Below are 23,718 nucleotides of genomic sequence, written 5' to 3'. Positions count from 1 at the left end.
GCCGCTACCCTCCCATCCGCGTTTCGATCCGGTTGATCAGCCCAGCGGGCACCTTGGCCGCAGCCAGCTGTTCCAGCATCCGCGCCTTCACCGCCTGCGGCATCCTGCTGTTGCCTTCGACCATGGCGACGAGCTTGGCTCGACGATCCTCGGTCAGCTCAACCAGATCCGCCTCCGCGGCGGCGCTATCCCCTGCGCTGCTGGCCTCCGCCCCCTGACGGAGCGGGCGCACCTTGATCCCCGCCCCCAGCAGCGGCGTGCGCCCGGTGACGACGTCGCGGCCTTCCAGACCTGCGCCGCGCAGCAGCACGTCATCACCCTGGCGACGCACCAGCGTTACAGGAAGCGCCTCTAGGCGGTCGTCCTCCCCCAGCACCAGAACCGTCCCATCCGCCCCCAGCGCCGAGGCCGGCAGCCGCGCCACCTCTGCCAGCTCCGGTTCCTGCACGTGAACGGTGACAAAATCGCCGGGCTTGAAGCCAAGTGCCGGATCAAGCCGCGCGTAGATCAACCGCCCTGCCAGCCCTTCGCCTGCATCACCGCTGACCCGCACCGCAACACCCGTTGCCTTCAATGCGGCGCCGGTGGCATCCAGCGTGACCTCAACCGGGGCCGCAAGCAGCTGCCCATCGGCGTCCAGCAGACGGGCGTATTGAACCGTCGACACCCGGAACGCCACATCCAGCTGCGCCGGATCCACCAGATCGGCCAGCTTTTCATTGGCCGAAACCAACCGCCCTTCCACCAGGTTCACCGATTGCAGCGTCCCGTCAAACGCGGCGGTGATCGTGGTGTCGGCCAGATTGCGGCGGGCATCCTCAAGTGCGATCTCGGCCCGCGCCAGTCGCGTGACGCTTTGATCAATACGGGCCTCGGCCAGCGACACCGCCTGCCTGCGAGAAATCACCGCCTGCCGGGCCTGTGCCGCCGCCAGTTCCACCACCTCAACCGTTGCCGCCGATCCGACGCCCCGCGTTTCCAGGTTGCGCTGCCGCTCCAGCGCGCGCGTGCGCAGCTCTGCCTGATCCTCGGCAGCGGCCAGTTCATCCTGCGCCAGCGCCAGCCCGCGCCGGGCCTCTCGGGTCTCGGCCTCTGCGTCCAGCATGTCCGCCTCTGCGCGTCGCAGGGCGGCCTGCGCATCTGCCGGGTCGATCTGCACCAGAAGCGCCCCGGCCTTCACGTCACCGCCATCCTCGAAACCCGGCGCCAGCTCGACCACCCGACCGGCAGCCGCCGTACGCAGCTCCAGCCTGCGGCGGCTCTCGATCCGGCCAAAGGCGGTCAGCCGCGGCTGCACCGTGCCCAGCTCAGCCCGCTCGACATTCACCGCAAACACCCGTTCACGATCCGGCGGCGCGCCACGTTCATCCGCCATACGGGTCTGAATGGCAGACACCACCATCTGCACCGCCAGAAGCAGCAGCGCCGCTGTCAGCGCCGCAAGAAAGACCCCAATCACCGTTTGCCGCAAAAAGCGCATTCTTTATCCTTCAATCGGCTAAACGAACCGGCCACACCACCACCGCAGCGTTCAAAATGAACACCTTAAGCCGCAAGAATACCAGTTTGTACAAACTATACGAGGTTACACGCAGTCACGGATCAATTCCGTCTCACTTGCGACGCAAATGTTCGTCAAGCCGCGGCATGATTTCCACAAAATTGCAGGGACGATGCCGGTAATCCAGCTGCTTCACCAGAATTTCATCCCAGGCATCCTTGCAGGCGCCCGGGCTTCCGGGCAGCGCAAAGAGATAGGTGCCGCCAGCGACGCCGCCAGTGGCCCTTGATTGCACCGCTGATGTGCCGATCTTCTGCATGGAAATGATGGTGAAAACCGTGCCAAAGGCATCGATTTCCTTTTCATAGACATCCCGGTGTGCCTCGACCGTGACATCGCGGCCGGTCAGCCCGGTGCCGCCGGTCGATATCACCACATCGACCTCTGGGTCGGCGATCCAGTCACGCAGCTGGCCTGCGATCTCGGCCCGCTCGTCCGGCAGGATCTTGCGATCGGCCAGCACATGCCCCGCCGCCTCCAGCCGATCCACAAGAACCTGACCGGAACGATCCTCTGCCAGCGACCGGCTGTCCGAGACCGTCAGCACTGCAATGCGAACGGGAATAAAATTCTTGCTGTCGTCGAGTTGTGCCATGTTTCCGGCCCCCATCTGAAATATCAGCTGCCTTGGGTAGCGCCCGTTTCCGGCCCGCCCCGTTAGTGGTTGCGTATCACCCGGCGGTCAGCCGCATCTTCACCTCGAGCAGGTCCGCCCAGGCGGCGCGTTTCTGCACCGGCTGACGCAGCAGATAGGCCGGGTGAAACATCGGCATCACCGGTTTGCCCTGCGCCTCATGCCAAGTGCCACGCATCCGGGTGATACCGCGTTTTCCGAGCAGGGCATCACAGCTGATATTGCCCATGGCAATCAGGATATCCGGCTGCACAAGGGCAATGTGGCGCTCCAAAAACGGAGTCATCATGGCGATTTCCGCAGGCAGCGGATCCCGGTTCTGCGGCGGTCGCCACGGTAACACATTGGCAATATAAACGCTGTCCTCACGCGACAGGCCAATGGCTGCCAGCATCCGGTCCAGCAGCTGCCCGGCGCGGCCCACAAAAGGCTTTCCGGCCATATCCTCATCCCGACCGGGGGCTTCGCCAACCACCATCACGCGGGCACCGGGGTGGCCATCAGCAAACACCAGGTTACGCGCGCCCTTTTTCAGCTCGCAATGTTCAAACTGATCCAGCGCATCGCGCAGCGCCGCCAGCGAACCAGCGGCCCCTGCCATCTGTCGCGCCACCTCAACCGGGTCGATTTCGAGAGGTTTGATCGGCGCGGCATCCGCAGTCGTCGCAGCCGCCTTGGGCAGCCGCGCCTGCAGCTCATAGCGATTAACCGGCGCATCGCCGATTGCATCGGTCGCCCCCAGTTCAATCTGCCACGCCAAGAGCGCCCGCGCGCTGTGATAATCCAATGCCGATTCCATGGCCCCAAGCTACTCTGCTCGGGAGCCAAGCAAAACACCTGACTTCACCGCAGCCTTCACCCCGGCCCAGAACACGCCCCGGCTGTCTTGCCGGACGCCACAGCCCTGCTATAAGAGCGCCAAACAGCACGGAGCCAGCCCATGCCCAATGCCCCCACGTCGATTGATCCGATGTCCTTCAACCAACGGCATCTTCTGGGTATTGAGCCGCTGAAGCCGCATGAAATAACCGCCATCCTGGATCTGGCCGACAGCTATGCCGAGCTGAACCGACGCCCTGACAAACACGCCGATGCGCTGTCCGGGCTGACCCAGGTCAACATGTTCTTTGAGAACTCCACCCGCACTCAGGCCAGTTTTGAAATCGCAGGCAAACGGCTGGGGGCAGATGTCATGAACATGGCGATGCAGGCCAGCTCGATCAAAAAGGGCGAGACCCTGATCGACACCGCGATGACACTGAACGCGATGCACCCCGATCTGCTGGTTGTGCGCCACCCGCACTCAGGTGCCGTGGATCTTCTGGCGCAAAAGGTGAACTGCGCCGTGCTCAACGCGGGCGACGGGCGGCATGAGCACCCTACACAGGCGCTGCTGGATGCGCTGACCATCCGCCGTGCAAAAGGGCGCCTGCACCGTCTGAACATTGCGATCTGTGGCGACGTCGCGCATTCCCGGGTAGCCCGCTCCAATCTGATCCTTCTTGGCAAGATGGAAAACCGCATCCGACTGATCGGCCCGCCGACCCTGGTGCCCGACCATTTCGCAGAGTTCGGTGCCGAAATCTACGACGACATGCGCGAAGGGCTGAAAGACGTGGATGTTGTCATGATGCTGCGCCTGCAAAGGGAGCGAATGGACGGTGGATTTATTCCCTCAGAACGCGAGTATTACCACCGCTACGGGCTGGATGCCGAGAAGCTGGCGCTGGCCAAACCCGACGCCATCGTTATGCACCCCGGCCCGATGAACCGGGGCGTTGAAATCGACGGTACGCTGGCGGACGATATCAATCGTTCGGTCATTCAGGAGCAGGTCGAAATGGGTGTCGCCGTTCGCATGGCGGTGATGGATCTTCTGGCCCGCAATCTGCGCGCCAGCCGTCAGACTGCCATGGCGCAACCGGGCGTGGTCTGATCAATGACCGAGCCGGTAACGCAGCCTCTGACCATCCCCGCAGGCGAGCAGCGGATGATCCATGTCTTTGATCTCGACATGCGGTCGGAACAGGCCCGTTTCCTGCGAGAGCCCGGCGCATTGGCACAGGTTCTGGGGATTGAGTATGTCGACCTCGATCATGTCGAAATCTTTCCGGTAAGCGATCTGGAAGATCTGGGGCTGATCGGTTACCTGCGCGACGGCTGCGGCATTCCCGCCGAGCAGCTGGAAGCCGATGCCCAGAGGCTGATGGCAATCGACGGCTATGTGCTGCTGCTGCGGTCGCGCGCATTTCGGGGCGAGGAAACCCGCCTGATCCCGGCGCATCAGATCCGCCATATCGGCGATTATAGCGAACTTGGTGCGGATTGGGCCAGCCTGCCGAGCAATCCCGACGAAACCCCTGACAGCGCCAAACCCTATTCGGCTCCACGCCCCTCCCCGCGCGCGGCACGCTCACGCGCCCGACGCATCGGCGCGACCATCTTTGCCATCGTGATGGCACTGATCCTCCTCGTCGTGCTGTTGCTGGCGAGCTGACATCATGGCCGAGACCCGCTTTTCCCCGGACCGCATGGCCTACTGGCGCAGCCACGCCTGGCTCGCGGTCATCGCCATGGTTGGCGCGATGGGCATTCTCTGGGTGATGGGGAACCCATATGTCTGGACTGGCGCCATTGGCGGGCTCGCCGCGATCGGCCTGCGTGGTGGCTATCTGATGTCGGATGAGCTGACCCGGGTCTGGGCCCTTGGCGACACATCGGTGATCGGCCCGGATCACCAACAGATTCCGCTGGCCAATATTGCCCAGGTGAACCAGCTCGGCAGCACTGTGCAGATCGTCACCCGCGACGGCCACAAATACCTGATCAAATACCAGCCTGACCCGGCTGCGACCCGCACCGCCATCGAAACCGCCCTCTCTGACCACCCGGAAAGTCCACGCGCATGACCCTCTTGTTCACCAACGCCCGACTGATCGACCCCGAAGCCGGCACCGACAGCCTAGGTGCGGTTCTGGTACACTCGGGGCGCATTGCAGCGGTTGAAAAGAATGGCACCGACCCTGACCAATTGTTTCGCACGCGAAACATTGGGGCAGAGGATGTGACCCTTATTGACTGCTACGGAAAATGTCTTGCGCCCGGTATCGTCGACATCGGGGTCAAGGTCTGCGAACCCGGGGAACGTCACAAGGAAAGCTATAAATCCGCAGGCCTTGCAGCAGCGGCAGGGGGGGTTACCACCATGGTAACTCGGCCGGATACGACGCCCGCCATCGACAGCCCCGAGACACTGGAATTCGTGACCCGTCGCGCGCAGGCCGATGCACCGGTGAACGTGCTGCCAATGGCCGCCCTGACCAAGGGGCGCGAGGGCCGCGAAATGACCGAGATCGGCTTTCTCATGGATGCAGGTGCGGTTGCCTTTTCCGATTGCGATCATGTCGTCGCCGACACCAAGGTGTTCTCCCGCGCCCTGTCTTATGCGCGCAGCTGCGGCGCGCTGGTCATCGCCCACCCCCAGGAGCCGGGATTGAGCAAAGGGGCCGCCGCAACCTCGGGTAAATTCGCCACCCTGCGTGGGCTGCCCGCCGTCACCCCGATGGCCGAGCGGATGGGACTGGATCGCGATATCGCCCTGCTGGAAATGACCGGAGCGCGGTATCACGCAGATCAGATCACCACCGCGCGCGCCCTGCCCGCCCTTCAGCGGGCCAAAGCCAACGGGCTGGATATCACTGCCGGAACCTCGATCCACCACCTGACCCTGAACGAGCTGGACGTTGCCGACTACCGCACCTTCTTCAAGGTCAAACCGCCGCTGCGATCCGAGGAGGACAGGCTGGCATTGATCGACGCGCTGCGCGAGGGGCTGATCGACACGATCTCCTCGATGCACACACCGCAGGATGAAGAAAGCAAGCGCCTGCCGTTTGAGGAAGCCGCCGCCGGGGCTGTCGCACTGGAAACACTGCTGCCCGCGGCCTTGCGGCTTTATCATGCCGAACAGCTGGACCTGCCAACGCTGTTTCGGGCGATGGCCCTCAACCCGGCCAAACGACTGGGGCTCGACTGCGGTCGCCTGGCCGAAGGCGCACCGGCTGATCTGGTGCTGTTTGACGCCGACCAGCCCTTTGTAATGGACCGTTTTTCGCTGCACTCGAAATCGCAGAACACCCCCTTTGATGGGCAGCGCATGCAAGGTAGGGTACTGGCAACTTATGTGGCCGGCGAACCGGTCTATCGGAGAGACTGATGCCGCCAATTGAGACTGCCGCCCCATTTCTGCTGCTTTGGGCCGTGATCGGTTATGGTCTGGGGTCCATCCCCTTTGGCCTGCTGCTGACCCGGATCATGGGCCTGGGCAATCTTCGCGCCATTGGATCCGGCAATATCGGCACCACCAATGTGCTGCGCACCGGATCGAAAAAGGCCGCAGCGCTGACCCTGCTGCTGGACGGCGGCAAGGGCGCGGCGGCGGTCCTGCTGGCCCGTGTTCTGGCCGGTGAGGATGCAGCGCAGCTGGCCGGTCTCACCGCGTTTCTGGGTCACTGCTTCCCGATCTGGCTGAAGTTCAAAGGCGGCAAAGGCGTCGCGACCTTCCTCGGCCTGATGCTGGCACTGGCCTGGCCGGTGGGCATCGCCTGCTGTCTCACCTGGCTGGCGGCAGCCTATCTGAGCAAGATTTCCTCGATGGGCGCTCTGGTCTCAGCCGTAGCCGCACCGCTGTGGTGCCTGCTGCTGGGTGTCCCGATGATCACGGCACTGGCCGCGCTTCTGGCGCTGATCATCCTCTGGCGGCACAAGGAAAACATCGCCCGGCTGCGCATGGGCACCGAACCGAGGATCGGCCAGAAATAGCGGCCACCGCCATATAAGCACTTGTTTTCAAAGAAAAGCCCTCATCCACACCGGATGAGGGCTTTTTTCATCACGCGAATGTGCCAGCGCTCCGGTGCAGAGTGATTGTGCATCAACACACATACAAAAGGAGTTGTTTTGAACGTGATCGGTAGAGCCCTCATATCGGTGTCGTGACCAGGACGGTCTAATTTCGAACACCGACATTTTGATGACGCACGCCTTTTATCATTCCAACTCCGGGTGCCACGGCATCCGACAAATCGAAAGGTTCACACCGATGAACACCGTAAAATCCCTTCTGGGCGGGATCGCCCTTTCCGTGACACTGGCAACCTCGGCACTGGCAGCCGGCGTGGATGTCAACGCCTCCTCCACCGGTCTGGCAATGCAGGGCTACGACCCGGTCGCATATTTCAACGCCGGAGAGCCGACCAAAGGATCCTACAAGGTAACCGCGACATTCGATGACGCCACCTACTGGTTTGCCACCGAGGAAAACAAAGCACTGTTTGAAGCCAGCCCCGAGGCCTATGTCCCGGCCTATGGTGGCTACTGCGCCTTTGGGGCCGCGATGGGCTTCAAATTCGACGGCGACCCGAACGAGTGGAAAATCGTCGACAATGTGCTTTACCTGAACCTGTCGAAGGACATTCAGGAACGCTGGAGCAAGGACATTCCCGGCTTCATTGAAAAAGCTGATGTGAACTGGAAAGAAATCGCCGACGCTGAACCGGCCGAGCTCCTGCAGTAACCTTCCCAGCGCGCGACGCTAGATCATGAATAATGGGCGGCAGGTATCCTGCCGCCCATTTGTATTACCGCAATGCTGGGAGCATCGCCCCAGCCGATAATAGCTACTTTGAAGCCAGCCGTTCGATCGCATCAGCCGTCCGCTTGGTGTTGTTGTAGATCCCCACCGCCAGATACAGCGAGCCACCAATCAGAACGACGTAGAGACCGCCGACCACCAGCACGCCAAGGGCTGCGAGGATACCGCCGCCAACGGGCTGCAGGGCCGCAAGCACAGCACCCCCTGCGACGGCGATCAGCAGCAAAACCATGAATACGCCTACAAGTTTTTCAAATGCAGAGATAAAGAAATTGCCCATTTCAACACCTTTCAGAGCTATAGAATGCGCGCTCTTCTAGGGACCAGAAAATGAGTGAGCAAGGTGTCATTTAGGGGGAAAACCAGCTGGATAGCGCCAGTGAACCCACCGGTGAACGCCCCTGCGACACCCAGTCATAGCGAGCAGGTATCAACCGGCCGCCATATGAAAAAAGGGGCGCCCCGATAGGCACCCCCTGAGATTGGTCTGAGGCGATCTTGAGCGTTCCTCAGTAGCTGTATTCCGCGTAGATCCGGCTCAGATCGCCGTTCCAGTCGCCATTGTAGCGGTCGAGCAGCTCATCCGCCGGGACCTTGCCGGTTTCAATACTGTCCTTCAGCGCGTTGAGGAAATGCGTTTCATCCGGCACCAGCCCACCGGCGCCCGCGCGACCGCGGGATTTGAGACCCGCCTCGGAAATCGCCACCACTTCGCGCGCCAGATCGTGCATCTTGATATTGCCCACCTGTGCCTGCAGCCCCTGCTCCGAAGCGGCGACACGCAGGGCTTCACGGGTTTCCGCGTCCCAGCCCTTGGCCAGATCCCAGGCGGCATCGAGGCTGGACTGATCGTACATCATCCCCACCCAGAAGGCCGGCAGGGCACAGAGGCGACGCCACGGGCCACCGTCGGCGCCCCGCATCTCCATGTATTTCTTGATACGTGCCTCAGGGAAAGCCGTCGTCAGGTGATCGGCCCAGTCGCTGAGGGTCGGGGTTTCACCCGGCAGTGCGGGCAGTTCCCCGTTGAGAAAATCGCGGAACGACATGCCCAGCGCGTCAATGTACTGGCCGTCGCGGTAGACAAAGTACATCGGCACATCGAGGGCATATTGCACCCAACGTTCAAAGCCGAAGCCCTCTTCGAACACGAAAGGCACCATGCCGGTCCGATCTGCATCCAGATCGCGCCAGACCCGCGAGCGCCAGGATTTGTGGTTGTTCGGTTTTCCCTCAAGGAAGGGAGAATTGGCGAACAGCGCAGTGGCAACGGGTTGCAGCGCGATGGCCACCCGCATTTTCTGCACCATGTCGGCCTCCGATCCGAAGTCGAGATTGACCTGCACGGTACAGGTCCTCCGCATCATGGTCCGCCCCATGGTGCCGACCTTGCCCATATAGGCGTCCATCAGCTTGTAGCGACCCTTGGGCATCAGCGGCATTTCTTCATGGGTCCAGATCGGAGCCGCGCCCAGACCGATGAACCCGACGCCAATCTCGTCGGCGATATCCTTCACCTCGCGCAGGTGGGTGTTCACCTCGTCGCAGGTCTCGTGAATGGTCTCCAGTGGCGCACCAGAGAGTTCCAAGGCACCACCGGGTTCCAGCGAAACATTGGCGCCATCCTTTTCCAGACCGATCAGATGCCCCCCTTCGCGCACCTCGGACCAGCCATGGCGGTCGCGCAAGCCCTCAAGCACGGCAACGATGGACCGGGTGCCCTCAAATGGCAGCGGTTTCAGGGAGTCCTTGCAGTAGCCGAATTTCTCGTGCTCCGTACCGATCCGCCACTGGTCACGGGGCTTGCAGCCGGAGGCAAGATATTCCGCAAGCTGCTCGTGACGTTCGATCGGCCCACCGCCGGATTGAGGAATAGACATCTGGGGCTCTCCGTAAGGTTGATCCGTCTTGCGTTGCAAGTCGTGGTCGGTATTTCCGGTGGTGTCAATGCAGCCTGTGCACGGTCTGACGTGTTGGTGCACGCTCCCAGATCACGACCTGGTGAGCGCCGGATTTATGCAATTCTGCCAGCATCCGCTCCATACGCAACCCCGGCAGGGTCGCAAAGGCATCAAAGAGCGCATCCGTGTTGGTCGCATTGACCGGAATCGCCAGCGCCGCCTGCCCCGGCTGATCCAGCAGCCAATGGGGTGGTTTCGCGGCGTGGTCCAGTGTCAGCCGCTCCAGTTCGGATAGCGCAACGGCCCCACCGGTCAGCGGACCGAAATAGGCGATCTGGCCTTCGTCGACCTGAACCACGCCGGGGCCACCTCCACCCAGACGGAACCGCATCCGCTGCATACCGATGACGGCAATGATCACCCCAAGGCCCAGCAGAGCCCAGCCGATCAGCGCCTGAACCCCGTAGCCACCAAAAGCCCAGAACAAGCCGAGAGCCCCAAACACGGCCGCCGCGATCATCTCGCGCCAGCGCCAGAGGGACCGGCGGGCTTCGGGTCGGATGAAGCTCATGTTGTCAGCTCTCCCGCGGTCACGACGGTCTCGGGTTCCTGATCGAACAGGACAAGCGAATAGCCCCCGATGGGTTGGAACCCGATGGCACGATAGGCCCGGACTGCCGCGTCTCCGGCTGCAAAGAGAACCGCCTTCTCGACCCCTGCGGTCTGGACCTCTTGCAGGTGGAATGCCAGAGCGCAGCGGGCATAGCCGCGACCGCGTTGCTCTTGTGGCGTATAGACCCCGCCAATCTGTACGACCTTCGGCAGCTGGGCGTTGAAGCCGGTCATCGCAACCCAATGGCCCGCCACCTCAAGCACCCTATGGCTGTCGCGCAACAGATAGCTGTCGATATCGCCGGCCGCGACGGCGACGGCCTCTGATGCCGGAGTGCCCAGAGTTTCCTGATGGTAGGCGGCCCGCCACTGTACCAACATCGGGCGGGGTGCCGCAGATAGCGGATGCAACACCGCGCCCCGCAGCTGCGGACGATCAAGGCTGCTCCGATCCAGATCGGACAGGGTCAGCGCCAGCCCCGGCTCATCGCGGTCAAGGCGCTTGGGCCGCTGATCAAGGCCGGTGGCGGCGAGGTAGCGGCGCAGCTGGGCGGTCTCCCCCAACACGCCGACCTGCTGTTGCGACGCTGTCTGCGCCAGTCGGTGATCCACCAGCTGTTGCAGCTGCCGCCAGTCCTCTGCGGTGGCGGCGCCCGCCTGGATCAAGAGAATCCCATCATTGGTGAGCCCGGCAACACCATCCTCTGCGCGACTACGCACCCAGAGCTGCACCGCCTTTGGCGCGGTGCCAGCCAGCCCGTGATCACGCAGGTTGATCAGCAGAAACATGGAGCTTTCGATATGGCGATGCAGCAGATCCTGAACCGCCGAGAGATCATTGTCCTGTGCCGGGCGCCAAGTCATTACCAATCCCCATAGCGTTGCTGCCAAACGGTCAGCGCCGCCACCGCTGCGGTATCCGCGCGCAGGATGCGGGGACCGAGGCTCACGACATGGGATTGCGGCAACGCGTGGAGACGCTTGCGCTCTGCCTCGGAAAACCCGCCCTCGGGACCGATCAGGATGGCCCAAGGTACCTGTGCCTGTGCCTCGCTGGCCAGTGCCAATGCGCTGCCGACCTCTGCTTCGTCACAAAACATCAGCTGGCGCTCTTCGGGCCAATGGTCGAGCAGCCGCGAGAGTTTCTGAAGATCCGCGACCTCCGGCACGTAGGTGCCGCCACATTGCTCTGCGGCCTCCACCGCATGGGCCTGAAGTCGATCCTGCCGGATGCGGTCGGAATTGGTGAAATCGGTCTGCACCGGCAGGATCCGCGCCGCGCCCATTTCAGCGGCCTTCTCCACGATGAAATCGGTTCGCGCCTTCTTGATCGGGGCGAACAGCAGCCACAAATCCGGCGGCAGCACCAATGGCCGGGTCTGCTCCTGGCAGATAAGGACACCGCTGCGCTTGCTGGCCTCGGCCACCTCGACGCGCCATTCGCCGTCCCGTCCGTTGAACAGCAACAGCTGCGCCCCCACCGTCTGCCGCATGACCCCAAACAGGTAATGCGCCTGATCGCGGTCCAGAGGAACCGATTGCCCTGCCCCCAGCGGGTGCTCTACATACAGTCTGATCTTTGCACTCATGAGGCATACATATGCAAGGCGGGACGCCAACACCAGATGGACAGGTCGCAGATGCGGTCAAAGGCAATTGGGTCGATCACTACGCCCCGGCATGGAGCCGTCCCTATCTGCGGCTGAGCCGCGCCGATCGCCCCATCGGAACCTGGCTGCTGCTGATCCCCTGCTGGTGGGGACTGATGCTGGCGATCCTCTGGGAGCAAAGCCCGCGCTGGGGTGATCTGTGGATCTTTGTGGCCTGCGGTGCCGGTGCCTGGCTGATGCGCGGCGCAGGCTGTACCTGGAACGATATCACCGACCGCAATTTTGACGGTCAGGTCGAACGCACCCGCTCGCGCCCCATTCCATCCGGTCAGGTGACCGTTCGCGGTGCGGTGATCTGGATGGGGCTTCAGGCGCTTGTCTCCCTTGGCATCCTGCTGACGTTCAATCAGGCGGCTATTGCCATGGGAATCCTCGCGCTGTTTCCGGTGGCCATCTATCCCTTTGCCAAGCGGTTTACCTGGTGGCCGCAGGTGTTTCTTGGCCTTGCCTTCAACTGGGGTGCGATGCTGGCCTGGGTTGCCCATACCGGCACGCTGAACTGGCCTGCGGTCATCCTGTATCTGGCGGGCATTGCCTGGACGCTGTTCTATGACACGATCTACGCCCATCAGGATACCGAGGATGACGCGCTGATCGGCGTGAAATCAACCGCCCGGCTGTTTGGCACGCAAACGCCGATGTGGCTGCGCCGCTTCATCGTGGCAACGGTCAGCCTGATGGGGATCGCGATCATTCTCGCGGTGCAGCCGCAGGGATCGGTGCTGGCGCTGGTGCTGGCGCTGGTGGCTCCTTGGGCGATGGGCTGGCACATGACCTGGCAACTCAGGGTGTTTGATGCCGAAAACGGCGAGCGCCTGTTGCAGCTGTTTCGGCTCAATCGGGATACGGGCTTGATTCCGCTGATCTTCTTTGCCGCAGCTCTGTTCGCATGATTGAACCCGCCGCCGCGCCCCTGTAAGACAGACAAAAGCCGTCTCGGACGGATGCCCCAACGGAGACCAGTCTGCCTATGCGCCTGTCCTCGCTTTTGATCTCTGGCCTGACCTTTGTCGCGGCTGCCGCGCTCAGTCTGGTTGTGGCCGGGTTTGCCGTGACGGGGATCGAAGCAGGCAGCGAAACCGCCGTGCGGCGCGCGTTGGACAAGGCAGGCTACACCTGGGCCGAGGTGACCGCCGACGGGCTGCGGGTGATCCTGAACGGCACCGCCCCCGATGAGGCCACACGCTTTGGCGCGATTTCGCTGGTGGGTGGCGTGGTCGATGCGGCGCGCGTGATCGACGACATGCAGATCACCCCGTCCGAAGGGATCGCCCCTCCGCGATTTTCGGCTGAGATCCTGCGCAATGACAGCGGCATTTCGATCATCGGACTGATCCCCCGCGTCACGGACCGTGACACGGTGATCACGCGGCTGAATACGATTGCGGGCGCCGATCAGGTCGCCGATCTGCTGGAGACCGCCAATTACGCCGCTCCGAAGGGCTGGATGTCTGCGATGGATTACGCGCTGGACGCGTTGAGCCTGCTGCCCCGGTCCAAGATTTCGGTTGAGGCCGAGGAAGTTTCGATCACCGCGATCTCGGACAGTATCGAAGCCAAGGAACAGATCGAGAAACGCCTGACACGGATGGCGCCGGCCGGTCTGCGCCTATCGCTGGATATCGCGGCCCCGCGCCCGGTCATTACTCCATTTACACTGCGCTACAGCATTGATGGCTCTGGCGGGCGCTTTGATGCCTGTTCCGCCGAAAGCGAGCTGAGCCGCGACCGCATCCTGCGGGCCGCGGAGAAGGCCGGGTTTGACGGCAAGGTTGACTGCGTGATCGGCATGGGCGTTCCCTCGCCCAATTGGGCGCGCGCCGCAGAGCTGGGGATCGCGGCACTGGCCGAGCTGGGCGCTGGATCCATGACACTGGCCAATGCCGATATGACGCTGGTCGCCGCCGAAGGCACCGCAGCGGCGCTGTTCGACCATGTCGTGGGAGAGTTGGAAAGCGCCCTGCCGCAGGTCTTTGCGGTTCACGCGGTCCTGCCGCAACCCGAAGCCAACGCGGGCAATGGGCCGCCTGAGTTCACCGCAACCCTGAGCCCGGAGGGCCAGGTCCAGCTGCGCGGGCGCATTTCGGATGAGGCGCTGCGTCAGATCAGCAGCAGCTATGCCAAGGCCCGGTTTGGTTCCGACAATGTTCACAGCGCCACCCGCGTTGTCGAAGACCTGCCTGCCGACTGGCCTGTGCGGGTGCTGGCCGGGCTGGAGGCGCTGTCCTTTCTGCAACGCGGTGCGGTCTCCGTGACGCCGGATAGTCTCACACTGAGCGGGATGAGCCACCGCGAAGACGCCCCGGCTGAAATTGCCAAGCTGCTATCGGCCAAGCTGGGCGAGGCGGAGAGCTATGAGCTGAACGTCTCCTATGAGGAGCCGCCGGAGCCTGCGGACAAACCGATGTCGCCGGAACTCTGCGAAGCCGAACTGGCAGCGGTGCAGACCGTTTCGAAAATCACCTTTGAGCCGGGGTCGGCAACCGTCGCCGCGGGCAGCCGCGATACGCTGGATCAGATCGCCGATATCCTGTCGCGCTGTAACGGTGTGCGGCTGGAGATCCAGGGCCATACTGACAGTCAGGGGCGCGAGGAAATGAACCAGTCGCTCAGCCAGTCGCGGGCCCAATCGGTTCTGAACGAGCTGCGCGGACGGCGGCTGGTGACCAGCAGCTTTACCGCCAAGGGCTATGGCGAAAGCACACCAATTGCGACCAATGATACCGAGGAAGGGCGCGAGGCCAATCGCCGTATCGAATTCCGGCTGATCCGCCCGGCCAATGACCCGACAAGCGAAACGACCCTTGATGAGGCCGCCGCCGAAGAAGCCGCCCCAGACAGCGAACAGGAGACCTCCGGACAATGAACAGGACAGAGTTCATCATCACCACTGCCATTATCCTGTTTGTCGCCTTTGCGATGGGGTGGTTTGCCAATTGGCTGGTGCATCGTTTCACCCGCGTGCGGCAAAGCGATGTCGCCGATCTGGATCGGATGAGCCAGGAGCTGCACGAAGCGGAGGAAACCCGCGATCAGGCGATCACCTACCTGCAACAACGTGAGGCAGAGCTGTCCAATCAGCTGGTTCAGACCGAGGCCGAGTTGCGGGCTGCCATGGATGGGCTGCGCGATGCCCGTCGCGAGGCGGAAGAGCTGCGCGGCCAGCTGCACGGTTAATACCGGAATCAGAAACGTACCAGTCTGGCTGCCCGCTGACCGGGCGCAGAACGCTGGGTCAGTCCCAGCGGGTCAGCGCATCTTCATCGCTGTCTTTGGCCTCGACCCAGTTGCCCGAACCGTCCTGTGTCAGCTCTTTCTTCCAGAAGGGCGCGCGGGATTTGAGATAGTCCATCAGATATTCCGCCGCCTCAAAAGCATCGGAGCGGTGGCGTGCGGCAGTGGCGACCATCATGATCTGCTCGCCGGGGACCAGACGTCCATGGCGGTGGATCACCAGCGCATCGGCCAGAGACCAGCGCCGCAGCGCCTCCTCCGTGATCTGCCCGATCGCACGCTCGGTCATGCCGGGGTAATGTTCGATCTCCATCGCCACCATGTCGCCGCTGTCCGACCCGCGCACAACGCCGGTGAACGTCACGATGGCGCCGGCATTGGCGCCGGACGTCGCAACATCTGCCGCAAAGCGCTGGCTCTCCTCGCCCAGATCAAAGGTGGCCTCCTGCACTGCGATCCGCATGGCTCAGCCTCCGGTCATCGGCGGGAAGAACGCCACTTCGCGCACGCCCTCCAACGGGGCATCGAAATCCGAGAGGTCCTGATCCAGCGCCACACGAAGCGCCGACAGGTCGGCAAATGCGGCCGCATAGCGCGGATCCCGGGCGCTCAGCTCGCCCACCAGCTCGCGCACGGTGCCGGCAGTTGTCTCGATCTTTTCCTTCGGCAGGCCGATACGTTCGCGCACCCAGGCGAAATAGAGGATATCCATCAGCGGGTCTCCTTCAGATGTGGCAGTGCTTTACGCATGTAGTCAGCGCCGGTGATCAGGGTCAGCGCGGCCGCGATCCAAAGCAGCCACAACCCGAGTCGGCCGGTCCAGATCATGCCCTCGAACTTCCAGCGCAGGCCGAATTCATCGCTGATCTCCCCCATCATGATCTGATCCACAATTGACTGATCCATGCCAAAGGAGGACATGACCAGATAGTGTTCAAAGATCCCTTGCGAAAACAAGGTGGCGATGGCGGTCATCTGCGCCGTGGTTTTCCATTTCGCCAGTGACGTCACCTTGAGCGTGCCGGCCGTATCTCCAAGAAATTCGCGCAGGCCTGAGACGAAGACTTCGCGAAACAGGATCACCGTTGCAGGCAGGACCAGCCAGGGTGTCCAATGCTCGGCAGCATATCCAACCAGGATCATCAGCGCGATCACCACCATTGCCTTGTCGGCAATCGGGTCCAGCATCGCGCCCATCTTGGTCTCCTGCCCCCAGGAGCGTGCCAGATAGCCATCAAACCAGTCGGTGATGGCCGCGCTGACAAATAGGATCAGCGCAAACCAATCGGCATAAGGGCGCGAAAAATAGAGGAACATGATCGCGAGCCCCGGGGCTGCCACCAGTCGCAGGAGGGTGAGGATATTGGGAACAGTCCATTTCATGGCTGCACACTAGCCCGCAGTTTCACGGGTGGAAAGCGGAACAGATGAATTTTCCGTCGCGAATGGTCACATCTACGAGGCTGTTTTTGACCAATAAGTCAGGACCTTGCCCGGCCCAACCAATGGTTAGGCGCCAATAGCACCGGACGGCCGGTTTGCGTGGCTACCCCTGCCCGTGAAAGTAATCATAGATCCGCTGCGCCAGCGCTGCCGAGACCCCCTCGACTGCTTTCAGGTCCGACAGGTTGGCCCGGCTCACCGCCTTTGCGCTGCCAAAATGGGTGAGCAAGGCGCGTTTGCGCGCGGCACCAACCCCCGGCACCTCATCCAGCGGGGTCGCGCCGATGGCTTTCGCCCGTTTGGCACGATGGGTCCCGATGGCAAAGCGGTGCGCCTCATCCCGCATCCGCTGCACGAAATAAAGCACAGGGTCATTGCGCTGCAAAGCAAAGGGCGCTTCGCCGAGACGGTGAAACTCTTCCTTGCCATGATCGCGATCAACCCCCTTGGCGACGCCGATCATCGGGATGTCTTCGACGCCGTGGCGGGCCATGATTTCGGCAACGGCGCTGACCTGACCGGCGCCACCGTCGATCAGTAATAGATCCGGCCAAAGACCTTTGTCACGGTCGGGATCTTCTTTCAGCAGGCGTGAGAAACGTCGGTTCAGCACCTCTTTCATCATGCCGAAGTCATCGCCGGGGGTCAGTTCGTCACCTCTGATGTTGAACTTGCGATAGGCGTTTTTCATGAAACCCTCGGGACCTGCGACGATCATGCCGCCGACGGCATGGCTGCCCTGAATATGCGAGTTGTCGTAGACTTCGATCCGCTGGGGTGACCCATCAAGGCCGAAGGCTTCGGCCACGCCGCGCAACAGTTTCGCCTGCGTCGCGCTTTCGGCCATGCGGCGGGCCAGAGATTCGCGAGCATTGCGCACAGCACCGGCGACCAGTTCCGTCTTTTCCCCGCGCTGTGGCACCAGAATTTCGACGCGACGCCCGGCCTTGTCGCTGAGCGCCTGTTCCATCAGGTCGCAGTTCTCGATCTCATCCGACAGGATCAGCTGCCGGGGCGGTTCCTTATTGTCATAGAACTGGCCGATAAAGGCTTCCATCACCTCCGCCGGTGAGACATCGCCGCTGGTGCGGGGATAGAAATCCTGATTGCCCCAGTTCTGATTGGCGCGGATGAAGAACACCTGCACGCAGGCCTGTCCGCTGTCGAGATGCAGGCCGATCACATCGGCCTCTGCCACACCACGGGGGTTGATGCCCTGGGACGTCTGCACCTGAGTGAGCGCCTTGATCCGGTCGCGCAGGGCAGCGGCGCGCTCAAACTCCATGGCCTCGGATGCTGCGGTCATCTGCTCGGCGAGTTCCTCCTGGATCTTGGTCGAGCGACCGGACAGAAAACGTTCGGCGTCCCGTACGGATGCGGCATAATCCTCGGCCGATATCTCACCGGTGCAGGGCGCAGTACAGCGCTTGATCTGATATTGCAGACACGGGCGGGTGCGGCTTTCGAACATGGCATTGCTGCAATTGCGCAGCAGAAATGCCTTTTGCAGCTGATTGAGCGTCCGGTTTACGGCGCCCGCACTGGCGAAAGGTCCAAAGTAGCTACCTTTCTCACGCCGGGCACCACGGTGTTTCTTGATCTGGGGAAAGGCATGATCCTTTGCCACCAAAATGTTCGGAAAGCTTTTGTCGTCACGCAGCAGCACATTGTATTTTGGCTTCAGCTGCTTGATCAGGTTCTGCTCCAGCAGCAGCGCCTCGGTTTCGGTCCGGGTTGTCAGGAACATCATCGAAGCGGTCGCCGCAATCATTCGTTCGATCCGCGGCGAATGACCGGGACGAGAGTAATTCGACACCCGCGCCCGTAGATTGCGCGCCTTGCCGACATAGAGCACGCGGCTTTCGCTATCCAGCATCCGATAAACCCCGGGCGAGTGGTCCAGTGTCTTCAGGTACTCCTGAATCACGGCATACCCCGTCAATGCCGGGGAAGATGCCGTTTCGGATGGGGTGTCGGGCTGATGGTCTGTCATGTTTCGAGATCTATGATTCCCGGGGCTGGTCTGCAATGTTAGCGCATCGGGATCAACAGCGAACAAATCCACCGATGCTGTGGATAAGTCTGGTAGTATCTTATGGCTATCCGCGATTTTTCCTTATATTCGGCTGATTTCCAGCGTTTGCCTAATAATTAGGCACTATCATAAGTTATTGATTTCAATCGTAAAATTTTCCAATTGCTGACAAGTTTATGATTCCAAAAGGAATTTTGTAACGGATTTACGACGCGTTGACGCTACGTGCACAACTTCGCCGCTACCACTTTTGAACCAGGCCGCAGAGCCCCTTATTCCAACCCCACAACGTCGGGTGTTTCCCAGCTGAGATGCTGACCGCTGTCGATGCAGATCAGCTGCCCGGTGACCGAGGGTGCGCGCAGGAGATAGGCCAGAGCCGCGCGGATATCGGCCGGGTCAGCGCCGCGCTGCAACGGTGTATTTGCACATTGACGGGCAAATTGGCTCTCGCTCTGACGCGGGCCTTTCAGCGTTGGGCCGGGACCGATCCCGTTTACCCGGATGCGCGGGGCGAGCGCCTGTGCGCTGGTCCGCGTCAACGTCCAAAGGGCGGATTTCGCCAGCGTATATGTCATGAACTCCGGTGTAAGCTTGCGCACACGCTGATCGATCAGATTGATGACAGCGGCAGAAGCCAGCGGTCGCCCCTCATCGTCCATCTGCTGGGGCAGGTCCTGCGCGGCCAGCTGCTGTGTCAGAATGAACGGCGCGCGCAGATTGCTGTCCATGTGACGATCCCAGCTGCTGCGGGTCGCCGTCTCCAGGCTGTCGTGCTCAAAGATTGACGCGTTGTTCACAAGGCAGGTGATCGGACCGCCCAGGGCCTCTGCGGCGGCGGGCAGCAGGGCGGCTGTCGCCATCTCCTGCAGAAGATCGGCCTGCAGGGTAACAGCCATGCGCCCCATGGCGCGGATCTCTTCCGCCGTGCGTTCCGCCGCATCTGCGGAACTGGCGTAGTGAACGGCGACGTCATAGCCGCTCGCAGCCAATTCAAGTGCCATCGCGCGGCCAAGTCGCTTGCCCGCGCCGGTTACCAATGCCCGCATCTTGCTCTCTCCTCATCTGCCTGTTTGGCAATGAGTTAGAACAGCTGCACTAGGTAGACCACATAAACCGCCGATAAAATCACACCCCAGGTGCGGGTGATGTCCATTTTGAGAAAAACAAACGGCACCAGCAGCAGCGATGAGGCCAGCATCACCCAGAGATCCACCCGCAGGAAGGAGGGATCAACGCTGATCGGGCCGACAAAGGTGGCAACGCCGACAATTGCCAGCAGGTTGAACATGTTGGAGCCGATCACATTGCCCAGTGCCACATCCGCCTGCCGACGCAGTGCAGCCATGACGGTGGTTGCCAGCTCCGGCAACGAGGTGCCTATGGCCACCAGCGTGAGACCGATCACCGTTTCGGTTACGCCATAGGTCCGCGCGATGATCGACGCGTTGTCGACCAGCAGATCGGCCCCCAGCGGCAATCCGACCAATCCGAGGAACAGGTAGATGCCGATCCGCCAATAGGGCATATCGGGATCCGCCTCATCAATCTCGTCGAGGTCACTATCCTTGCCGTTGCGGCGATGGGCGCGCGCCTCGCGGAAGGCCACGCCCAGAACAACCGACAGCGCGCCCAGCAGGATAAGGCCAGACCAGACCGTGAAGGTTCCGTAAAACGCCAGCGCAATGAACAGAACCGATGCGATCAACATGAACACATAGTTCTTGCGGGTATCGCATTCGCTGGTGTGAAGCGATCGCATCAACGCCGGGATGCCGAGAACCATGAGGATATTTGCCGTGTTCGAGCCAACGACGTTGCCAAGGGCGATGCCGTCCGCATTGTCTCCGACAGCCCGGATGGAGATCAACATCTCAGGCGCCGAGGTGCCAAAGGCAACGATGGTCAGGCTGACGATCAATGCAGGCACGCCGATCCGCAGGCTGAGGTTCACCGCACCCCGTACCAGCGCATCCCCTGCCAACAGCAGGATGACCAGCCCAAGTCCAGATAACAGCCATGGCATCATTGCCGAGGCCCTCCATTCTTTTTGCAGGCACAGGGGCCTTTTCCGATCTTGAAGCGTCCGCAGCTGACGCAGCGCCGCGAGGCCAGTCGCTTTTGCCCGGGCATCCGCAGCTTGCCGAACATCGCCAGCACAGCCATCACCACAAGAAACAGGGAAACGATTTTGAAAATCACGTCAGAGGCCAAACCGCGCATATTCAGCGCGTTCCTCGATACCGTTCAGCGCATCCTGCGCCATCTGCATACCGATCCGGCCCAACAGGGGCTTTTTGATACCATAGCGGCGGAACCGCACCTTGTCGCCGAAACGGGCCTGCATCTTGGGGCGCAGATGGCCGATGCCATCAATCAGCCCCAGCGAGACCGCACGTCGTCCCAGCCAGATTTCACCGGTGTAGAGATCTTCGCTGGTGTCCAGTTTATCGCCGCGGCGATCTTTGACATGGGCGATGAAATTGTCGTGGATGTCCCCCAGAAGCTGCTTCAGACGCTTCACGTCCTCAGCGTTTTCCGGGCGGAAGGGATCGAGCATCGATTTGCTGCGGCCCGCTGTATAGACCCGCCGTTCGACACCCTGGCGGGCCAGAAAGACATGGGCGCCGAAGCCAGCCGATATCACCCCAATCGATCCGAGGATCGAGCTTTCGTCGGCCCAGATCTCATCCGCCGAGGCGGCCAGCCAATAGCCCCCGGACGCGGCGACATCTTCGACGAAAGCGATAGTGGGAACCTTCAGTTCTTCGGAGAGGCGACGAATGCGGGCACCAATCAGGGCGCTTTGCACCGGCGAACCGCCGGGCGAATTGATTTCAAAGGCGACCGCTGCCGGCTTTCCCTTTCGAAAGGCGCGCTCCAACACCGGTCCAAGAGTGGCATCATTCAGCGCACCGCGACCGGCCATGCCAATGGCGCCATTGAGGCGCACAACAGCAACCAGCGGAGGCTTGTTCAAGAAAGGCAATCTCAGGTTCATGGCGCCGATGTAGAATGCCGACTGCCCTGAAACAAGGGATGGCACCGGAACGAGGCGAAAGCAGCAGCAAAAAAGCCGCGCACCTTGGGTAAAATTGCAACGTTCGCCACATACGTGCGGAATTAACCGGGCTTACCTTCCCTTGGGGCAGCGATGTTGCGGCTGCCCCAAAGCCGCGCGGCGGGCGGGTTATGGTCCTATTCTGCCGCGCGGTTACCCAGGGTCAGGCGCGGATCCGCCAGCCGGTTTTGAAGATCCACCAGATCACCGCCAGGCAGAGCGCGGTAAAGCCGCCGATGGCCAGAAGGCTGAGCCCGACCGGCACGTCCGAGGTTCCGAAGAAGGACCAGCGAAAGCCGGAAATCAGATAAACCACCGGGTTGAACAGGGTGATTTTCTGCCAGATCGGCGGCAGCATCGAAATCGAATAAAAAGACCCGCCCAGGAAGACCAGAGGCGTGACAATCAGCAGCGGCACCAATTGCAGCTGTTCAAAGTTTTTCGCCCAGACCCCGATAATGAATCCCAGCAGCGCAAAGCTGACGCAGGTCAGCACCATGAACAGCACCATGGCGAGCGGATGCGCAATGGTCAGATCGACAAAGAGCGAGGCCGTCAGCAGGATCACCACACCGATAAACAGGGCCTTGGTGGCGGCGGCGCCGACATAGCCGATCACGATCTCAAGGAAGTTCACTGGCGCCGATAGCAGCTCGTATATAGTGCCGATGAACTTTGGGAAATAGATCCCGAAAGAGGCATTGGAGGTGGCTTGCGTCATCACGCTGAGCATGATCAGACCCGGCACGATGAAGGCACCGTAAGGCACGCCTTCGACCTGGTCGATCCGGCTACCGATGGCGGCACCAAACACCACGAAGTAAAGCGAGGTTGACAGCACCGGCGACAGGAAGCTCTGCATCAGGGTGCGAAAAAATCGCGCCATTTCAAAGCGGTAGATGGAGGCGATTGCAGTCCAATTCATGTCGGTTCTCCTGAGACCAGCCCGACGAATATGTCCTCGAGGCTGGATTGCCGGGTCTGCACATCCGCCAGCGTCAGACCCGCGGTGGCCACGTCGTTCAGCAGGGCAGTGATGCCGGTCCGCTCGGCGTTGGTGTCATAGGAATAGATCAGGCCTCGGCCATCTTCTGTCAGGGTCACACCATAGCCGCTGAGACCTTCCGGCACGGCTGTTAGCGGTTCTGTCAGCTGCACCTCCAGCTGCTTCTTGCCAAGCTGTGCCATCAGCTTGTCCTTGTCCTCGACCAGCAGGATCTCTCCGTTGGTGATGACTCCGACCCGATCCGCGATGGCTTCGGCTTCTTCAATGTAGTGGGTGGTCAGGATGATGGTGACACCGCCGCGTTTTAGCTCTGCCACGACGTCCCACATATCCTTGCGCAACTCCACGTCCACCCCGGCAGTCGGTTCATCCAGAAACAGGATGCGCGGCTCGTGGCTGAGCGCCTTGGCGATCAGCACCCGGCGCTTCATGCCGCCGGACAATTCCTTGATCTGGCTCTTGCGTTTGTCCCAGAGCGACAGCTTGCGGAGAATATCCTCCAGTAGCGCATCATTGCGCGGCTTGCCAAAAAGCCCCCGCGAAAACTTGATCGAATTCCACACCGTCTCAAACGGCTCAAGGTTGATCTCCTGCGGCACCAGCCCGATCAGGCTGCGCGCGGCCCGAAAGTCTTCGATGATGTCGTGACCGCCCACCGACACCTTCCCGGAACTGGGCGTGGTGATGCCGCAAACGGTCGAAATCAGCGTCGTCTTACCTGCGCCATTCGGCCCCAGAAGGGCAAGTATCTCCCCCTTCTCGATCTCGAGAGAGACCCCTTTGAGCGCCTGAAACCCGCCTTCGTATGTCTTTTCCAAATCACGGATAGATAGGATGGCTGACATTGCTGCCTCCCTTAAAAGTAAACTGATCAGTTCAGTGCACGTTAGCGTCCAGGTCATCGGATC

The 23,718-nt window shown here is 61.5% G+C and carries 27 protein-coding genes; 9 read left to right on the top strand and 18 right to left on the bottom strand.

Annotated features, from left to right (window positions below):
* Positions 1–4 precede the first annotated feature (4 nt).
* From VWZ87_RS17085 to VWZ87_RS17075, 3 genes are all read right to left on the bottom strand, one after another.
* A complete protein-coding gene (locus tag VWZ87_RS17085; protein ID WP_416536413.1) occupies positions 5–1,480 on the bottom strand; it encodes an efflux RND transporter periplasmic adaptor subunit in 1,476 nt (491 codons plus the stop codon).
* A 133-nt stretch (positions 1,481–1,613) separates the two neighbouring features.
* The gene (gene moaB, locus VWZ87_RS17080; protein WP_416536412.1) at positions 1,614–2,156 is read right to left on the bottom strand and encodes a molybdenum cofactor biosynthesis protein B; all 543 of its coding nucleotides are present in this window, start codon (positions 2,154–2,156) and stop codon (positions 1,614–1,616) included.
* A 76-nt stretch (positions 2,157–2,232) separates the two neighbouring features.
* Positions 2,233–2,994 carry a uracil-DNA glycosylase gene (locus tag VWZ87_RS17075; protein WP_416536411.1) on the bottom strand — a complete coding sequence of 254 codons (762 nt, stop codon included), beginning with the start codon at positions 2,992–2,994 and terminating at the stop codon, positions 2,233–2,235.
* 141 nt (positions 2,995–3,135) lie between these two features.
* On the opposite strand from VWZ87_RS17075, the gene VWZ87_RS17070 reads away from it, so the two are divergent.
* The 6 genes from VWZ87_RS17070 to VWZ87_RS17045 all read left to right on the top strand — a co-directional run bounded on the left by VWZ87_RS17070 (position 3,136) and on the right by VWZ87_RS17045 (position 7,770).
* Positions 3,136–4,131, top strand: a complete 996-nt coding sequence (locus VWZ87_RS17070; protein ID WP_340544224.1) for an aspartate carbamoyltransferase catalytic subunit — start codon at positions 3,136–3,138, stop codon at positions 4,129–4,131.
* A gap of 3 nt (positions 4,132–4,134) precedes the next feature.
* The gene (locus tag VWZ87_RS17065) at positions 4,135–4,692 is read left to right on the top strand and encodes a hypothetical protein (protein WP_416536410.1); all 558 of its coding nucleotides are present in this window, start codon (positions 4,135–4,137) and stop codon (positions 4,690–4,692) included.
* Positions 4,693–4,696: 4 nt separating this feature from the next.
* The gene (locus VWZ87_RS17060) at positions 4,697–5,104 is read left to right on the top strand and encodes a hypothetical protein (RefSeq protein WP_416536409.1); all 408 of its coding nucleotides are present in this window, start codon (positions 4,697–4,699) and stop codon (positions 5,102–5,104) included.
* The gene (gene pyrC / locus VWZ87_RS17055; protein ID WP_416536408.1) at positions 5,101–6,411 is read left to right on the top strand and encodes a dihydroorotase; all 1,311 of its coding nucleotides are present in this window, start codon (positions 5,101–5,103) and stop codon (positions 6,409–6,411) included. The genes VWZ87_RS17060 and pyrC overlap by 4 nt, the downstream gene beginning before the upstream one ends.
* The gene (gene plsY / locus VWZ87_RS17050) at positions 6,411–7,016 is read left to right on the top strand and encodes a glycerol-3-phosphate 1-O-acyltransferase PlsY (protein WP_416536407.1); all 606 of its coding nucleotides are present in this window, start codon (positions 6,411–6,413) and stop codon (positions 7,014–7,016) included. Before pyrC ends, plsY begins: the two co-directional genes overlap by 1 nt.
* 280 nt (positions 7,017–7,296) lie before the next feature.
* Positions 7,297–7,770, top strand: a complete 474-nt coding sequence (locus VWZ87_RS17045; RefSeq protein WP_416536406.1) for a YHS domain-containing (seleno)protein — start codon at positions 7,297–7,299, stop codon at positions 7,768–7,770.
* A gap of 103 nt (positions 7,771–7,873) precedes the next feature.
* Here VWZ87_RS17045 and VWZ87_RS17040 read toward each other — a convergent pair whose 3' ends face one another.
* The 5 genes from VWZ87_RS17040 to VWZ87_RS17020 form a co-directional block, all read right to left on the bottom strand.
* The gene (locus VWZ87_RS17040; RefSeq protein WP_416536405.1) at positions 7,874–8,128 is read right to left on the bottom strand and encodes a hypothetical protein; all 255 of its coding nucleotides are present in this window, start codon (positions 8,126–8,128) and stop codon (positions 7,874–7,876) included.
* 229 nt (positions 8,129–8,357) lie between these two features.
* A complete protein-coding gene (locus VWZ87_RS17035) occupies positions 8,358–9,728 on the bottom strand; it encodes a glutamate--cysteine ligase (RefSeq protein ID WP_416536404.1) in 1,371 nt (456 codons plus the stop codon).
* A gap of 64 nt (positions 9,729–9,792) precedes the next feature.
* Entirely contained in the window at positions 9,793–10,320 is a 528-nt protein-coding gene (locus VWZ87_RS17030) for a hypothetical protein (protein WP_416536403.1), read from the bottom strand.
* On the bottom strand, positions 10,317–11,225 hold the full coding sequence (locus VWZ87_RS17025) for a GNAT family N-acetyltransferase (RefSeq protein ID WP_416536402.1): 909 nt from the start codon (positions 11,223–11,225) through the stop codon (positions 10,317–10,319). The genes VWZ87_RS17030 and VWZ87_RS17025 overlap by 4 nt, the downstream gene beginning before the upstream one ends.
* Entirely contained in the window at positions 11,225–11,950 is a 726-nt protein-coding gene (locus VWZ87_RS17020) for a 16S rRNA (uracil(1498)-N(3))-methyltransferase (RefSeq protein WP_260099592.1), read from the bottom strand. The genes VWZ87_RS17025 and VWZ87_RS17020 overlap by 1 nt, the downstream gene beginning before the upstream one ends.
* An 11-nt stretch (positions 11,951–11,961) precedes the next feature.
* On the opposite strand from VWZ87_RS17020, the gene ubiA reads away from it, so the two are divergent.
* From ubiA to VWZ87_RS17005, 3 genes are all read left to right on the top strand, one after another.
* Complete coding sequence (gene ubiA / locus VWZ87_RS17015) at positions 11,962–12,924, top strand: 4-hydroxybenzoate octaprenyltransferase (RefSeq protein ID WP_416536401.1); 963 nt, start codon at positions 11,962–11,964, stop codon at positions 12,922–12,924.
* Between the two features lie 77 nt (positions 12,925–13,001).
* Positions 13,002–14,897, top strand: coding sequence for an OmpA family protein (locus VWZ87_RS17010; RefSeq protein WP_416536400.1), 1,896 nt, complete (start codon positions 13,002–13,004; stop codon positions 14,895–14,897).
* On the top strand, positions 14,894–15,208 hold the full coding sequence (locus VWZ87_RS17005; RefSeq protein WP_340544210.1) for a hypothetical protein: 315 nt from the start codon (positions 14,894–14,896) through the stop codon (positions 15,206–15,208). Before VWZ87_RS17010 ends, VWZ87_RS17005 begins: the two co-directional genes overlap by 4 nt.
* A 58-nt stretch (positions 15,209–15,266) precedes the next feature.
* Here the strand turns inward: VWZ87_RS17005 and VWZ87_RS17000 are convergent, their stop codons facing one another.
* The 10 genes from VWZ87_RS17000 to VWZ87_RS16955 form a co-directional block, all read right to left on the bottom strand.
* Positions 15,267–15,728 (bottom strand): molybdenum cofactor biosynthesis protein MoaE, encoded by a 462-nt coding sequence (locus VWZ87_RS17000; RefSeq protein ID WP_340544209.1) that lies wholly within the window; start codon positions 15,726–15,728, stop codon positions 15,267–15,269.
* A gap of 3 nt (positions 15,729–15,731) precedes the next feature.
* Positions 15,732–15,977 carry a molybdopterin converting factor subunit 1 gene (gene moaD, locus VWZ87_RS16995; protein ID WP_416536399.1) on the bottom strand — a complete coding sequence of 82 codons (246 nt, stop codon included), beginning with the start codon at positions 15,975–15,977 and terminating at the stop codon, positions 15,732–15,734.
* The gene (gene pgsA, locus VWZ87_RS16990; RefSeq protein WP_416536398.1) at positions 15,977–16,648 is read right to left on the bottom strand and encodes a CDP-diacylglycerol--glycerol-3-phosphate 3-phosphatidyltransferase; all 672 of its coding nucleotides are present in this window, start codon (positions 16,646–16,648) and stop codon (positions 15,977–15,979) included. Before pgsA ends, moaD begins: the two co-directional genes overlap by 1 nt.
* Positions 16,649–16,811: 163 nt before the next feature.
* Complete coding sequence (gene uvrC / locus VWZ87_RS16985) at positions 16,812–18,701, bottom strand: excinuclease ABC subunit UvrC (protein ID WP_416536397.1); 1,890 nt, start codon at positions 18,699–18,701, stop codon at positions 16,812–16,814.
* Positions 18,702–19,015: 314 nt separating this feature from the next.
* Complete coding sequence (locus VWZ87_RS16980) at positions 19,016–19,792, bottom strand: SDR family oxidoreductase (RefSeq protein ID WP_416536396.1); 777 nt, start codon at positions 19,790–19,792, stop codon at positions 19,016–19,018.
* A 35-nt stretch (positions 19,793–19,827) separates the two neighbouring features.
* A complete protein-coding gene (locus tag VWZ87_RS16975; RefSeq protein ID WP_340544200.1) occupies positions 19,828–20,772 on the bottom strand; it encodes a calcium/sodium antiporter in 945 nt (314 codons plus the stop codon).
* Positions 20,769–20,966 carry a hypothetical protein gene (locus VWZ87_RS16970; protein WP_416536395.1) on the bottom strand — a complete coding sequence of 66 codons (198 nt, stop codon included), beginning with the start codon at positions 20,964–20,966 and terminating at the stop codon, positions 20,769–20,771. The genes VWZ87_RS16975 and VWZ87_RS16970 overlap by 4 nt, the downstream gene beginning before the upstream one ends.
* Entirely contained in the window at positions 20,947–21,744 is a 798-nt protein-coding gene (locus VWZ87_RS16965) for a S49 family peptidase (RefSeq protein WP_340544198.1), read from the bottom strand. The genes VWZ87_RS16970 and VWZ87_RS16965 overlap by 20 nt, the downstream gene beginning before the upstream one ends.
* Positions 21,745–21,967: 223 nt before the next feature.
* On the bottom strand, positions 21,968–22,729 hold the full coding sequence (locus tag VWZ87_RS16960; protein WP_340544197.1) for an ABC transporter permease: 762 nt from the start codon (positions 22,727–22,729) through the stop codon (positions 21,968–21,970).
* Positions 22,726–23,655, bottom strand: a complete 930-nt coding sequence (locus VWZ87_RS16955; RefSeq protein WP_340544196.1) for an ABC transporter ATP-binding protein — start codon at positions 23,653–23,655, stop codon at positions 22,726–22,728. Before VWZ87_RS16955 ends, VWZ87_RS16960 begins: the two co-directional genes overlap by 4 nt.
* Positions 23,656–23,718: the final 63 nt, after the last annotated feature.

It is taken from the genome of Phaeobacter sp. JH20_37, from assembly GCF_048056015.1.
GTDB classification, from domain to species: Bacteria; Pseudomonadota; Alphaproteobacteria; order Rhodobacterales; family Rhodobacteraceae; genus Phaeobacter; species Phaeobacter bryozoorum.
This window is presented reverse-complemented; position numbering and strand designations above follow the sequence as displayed.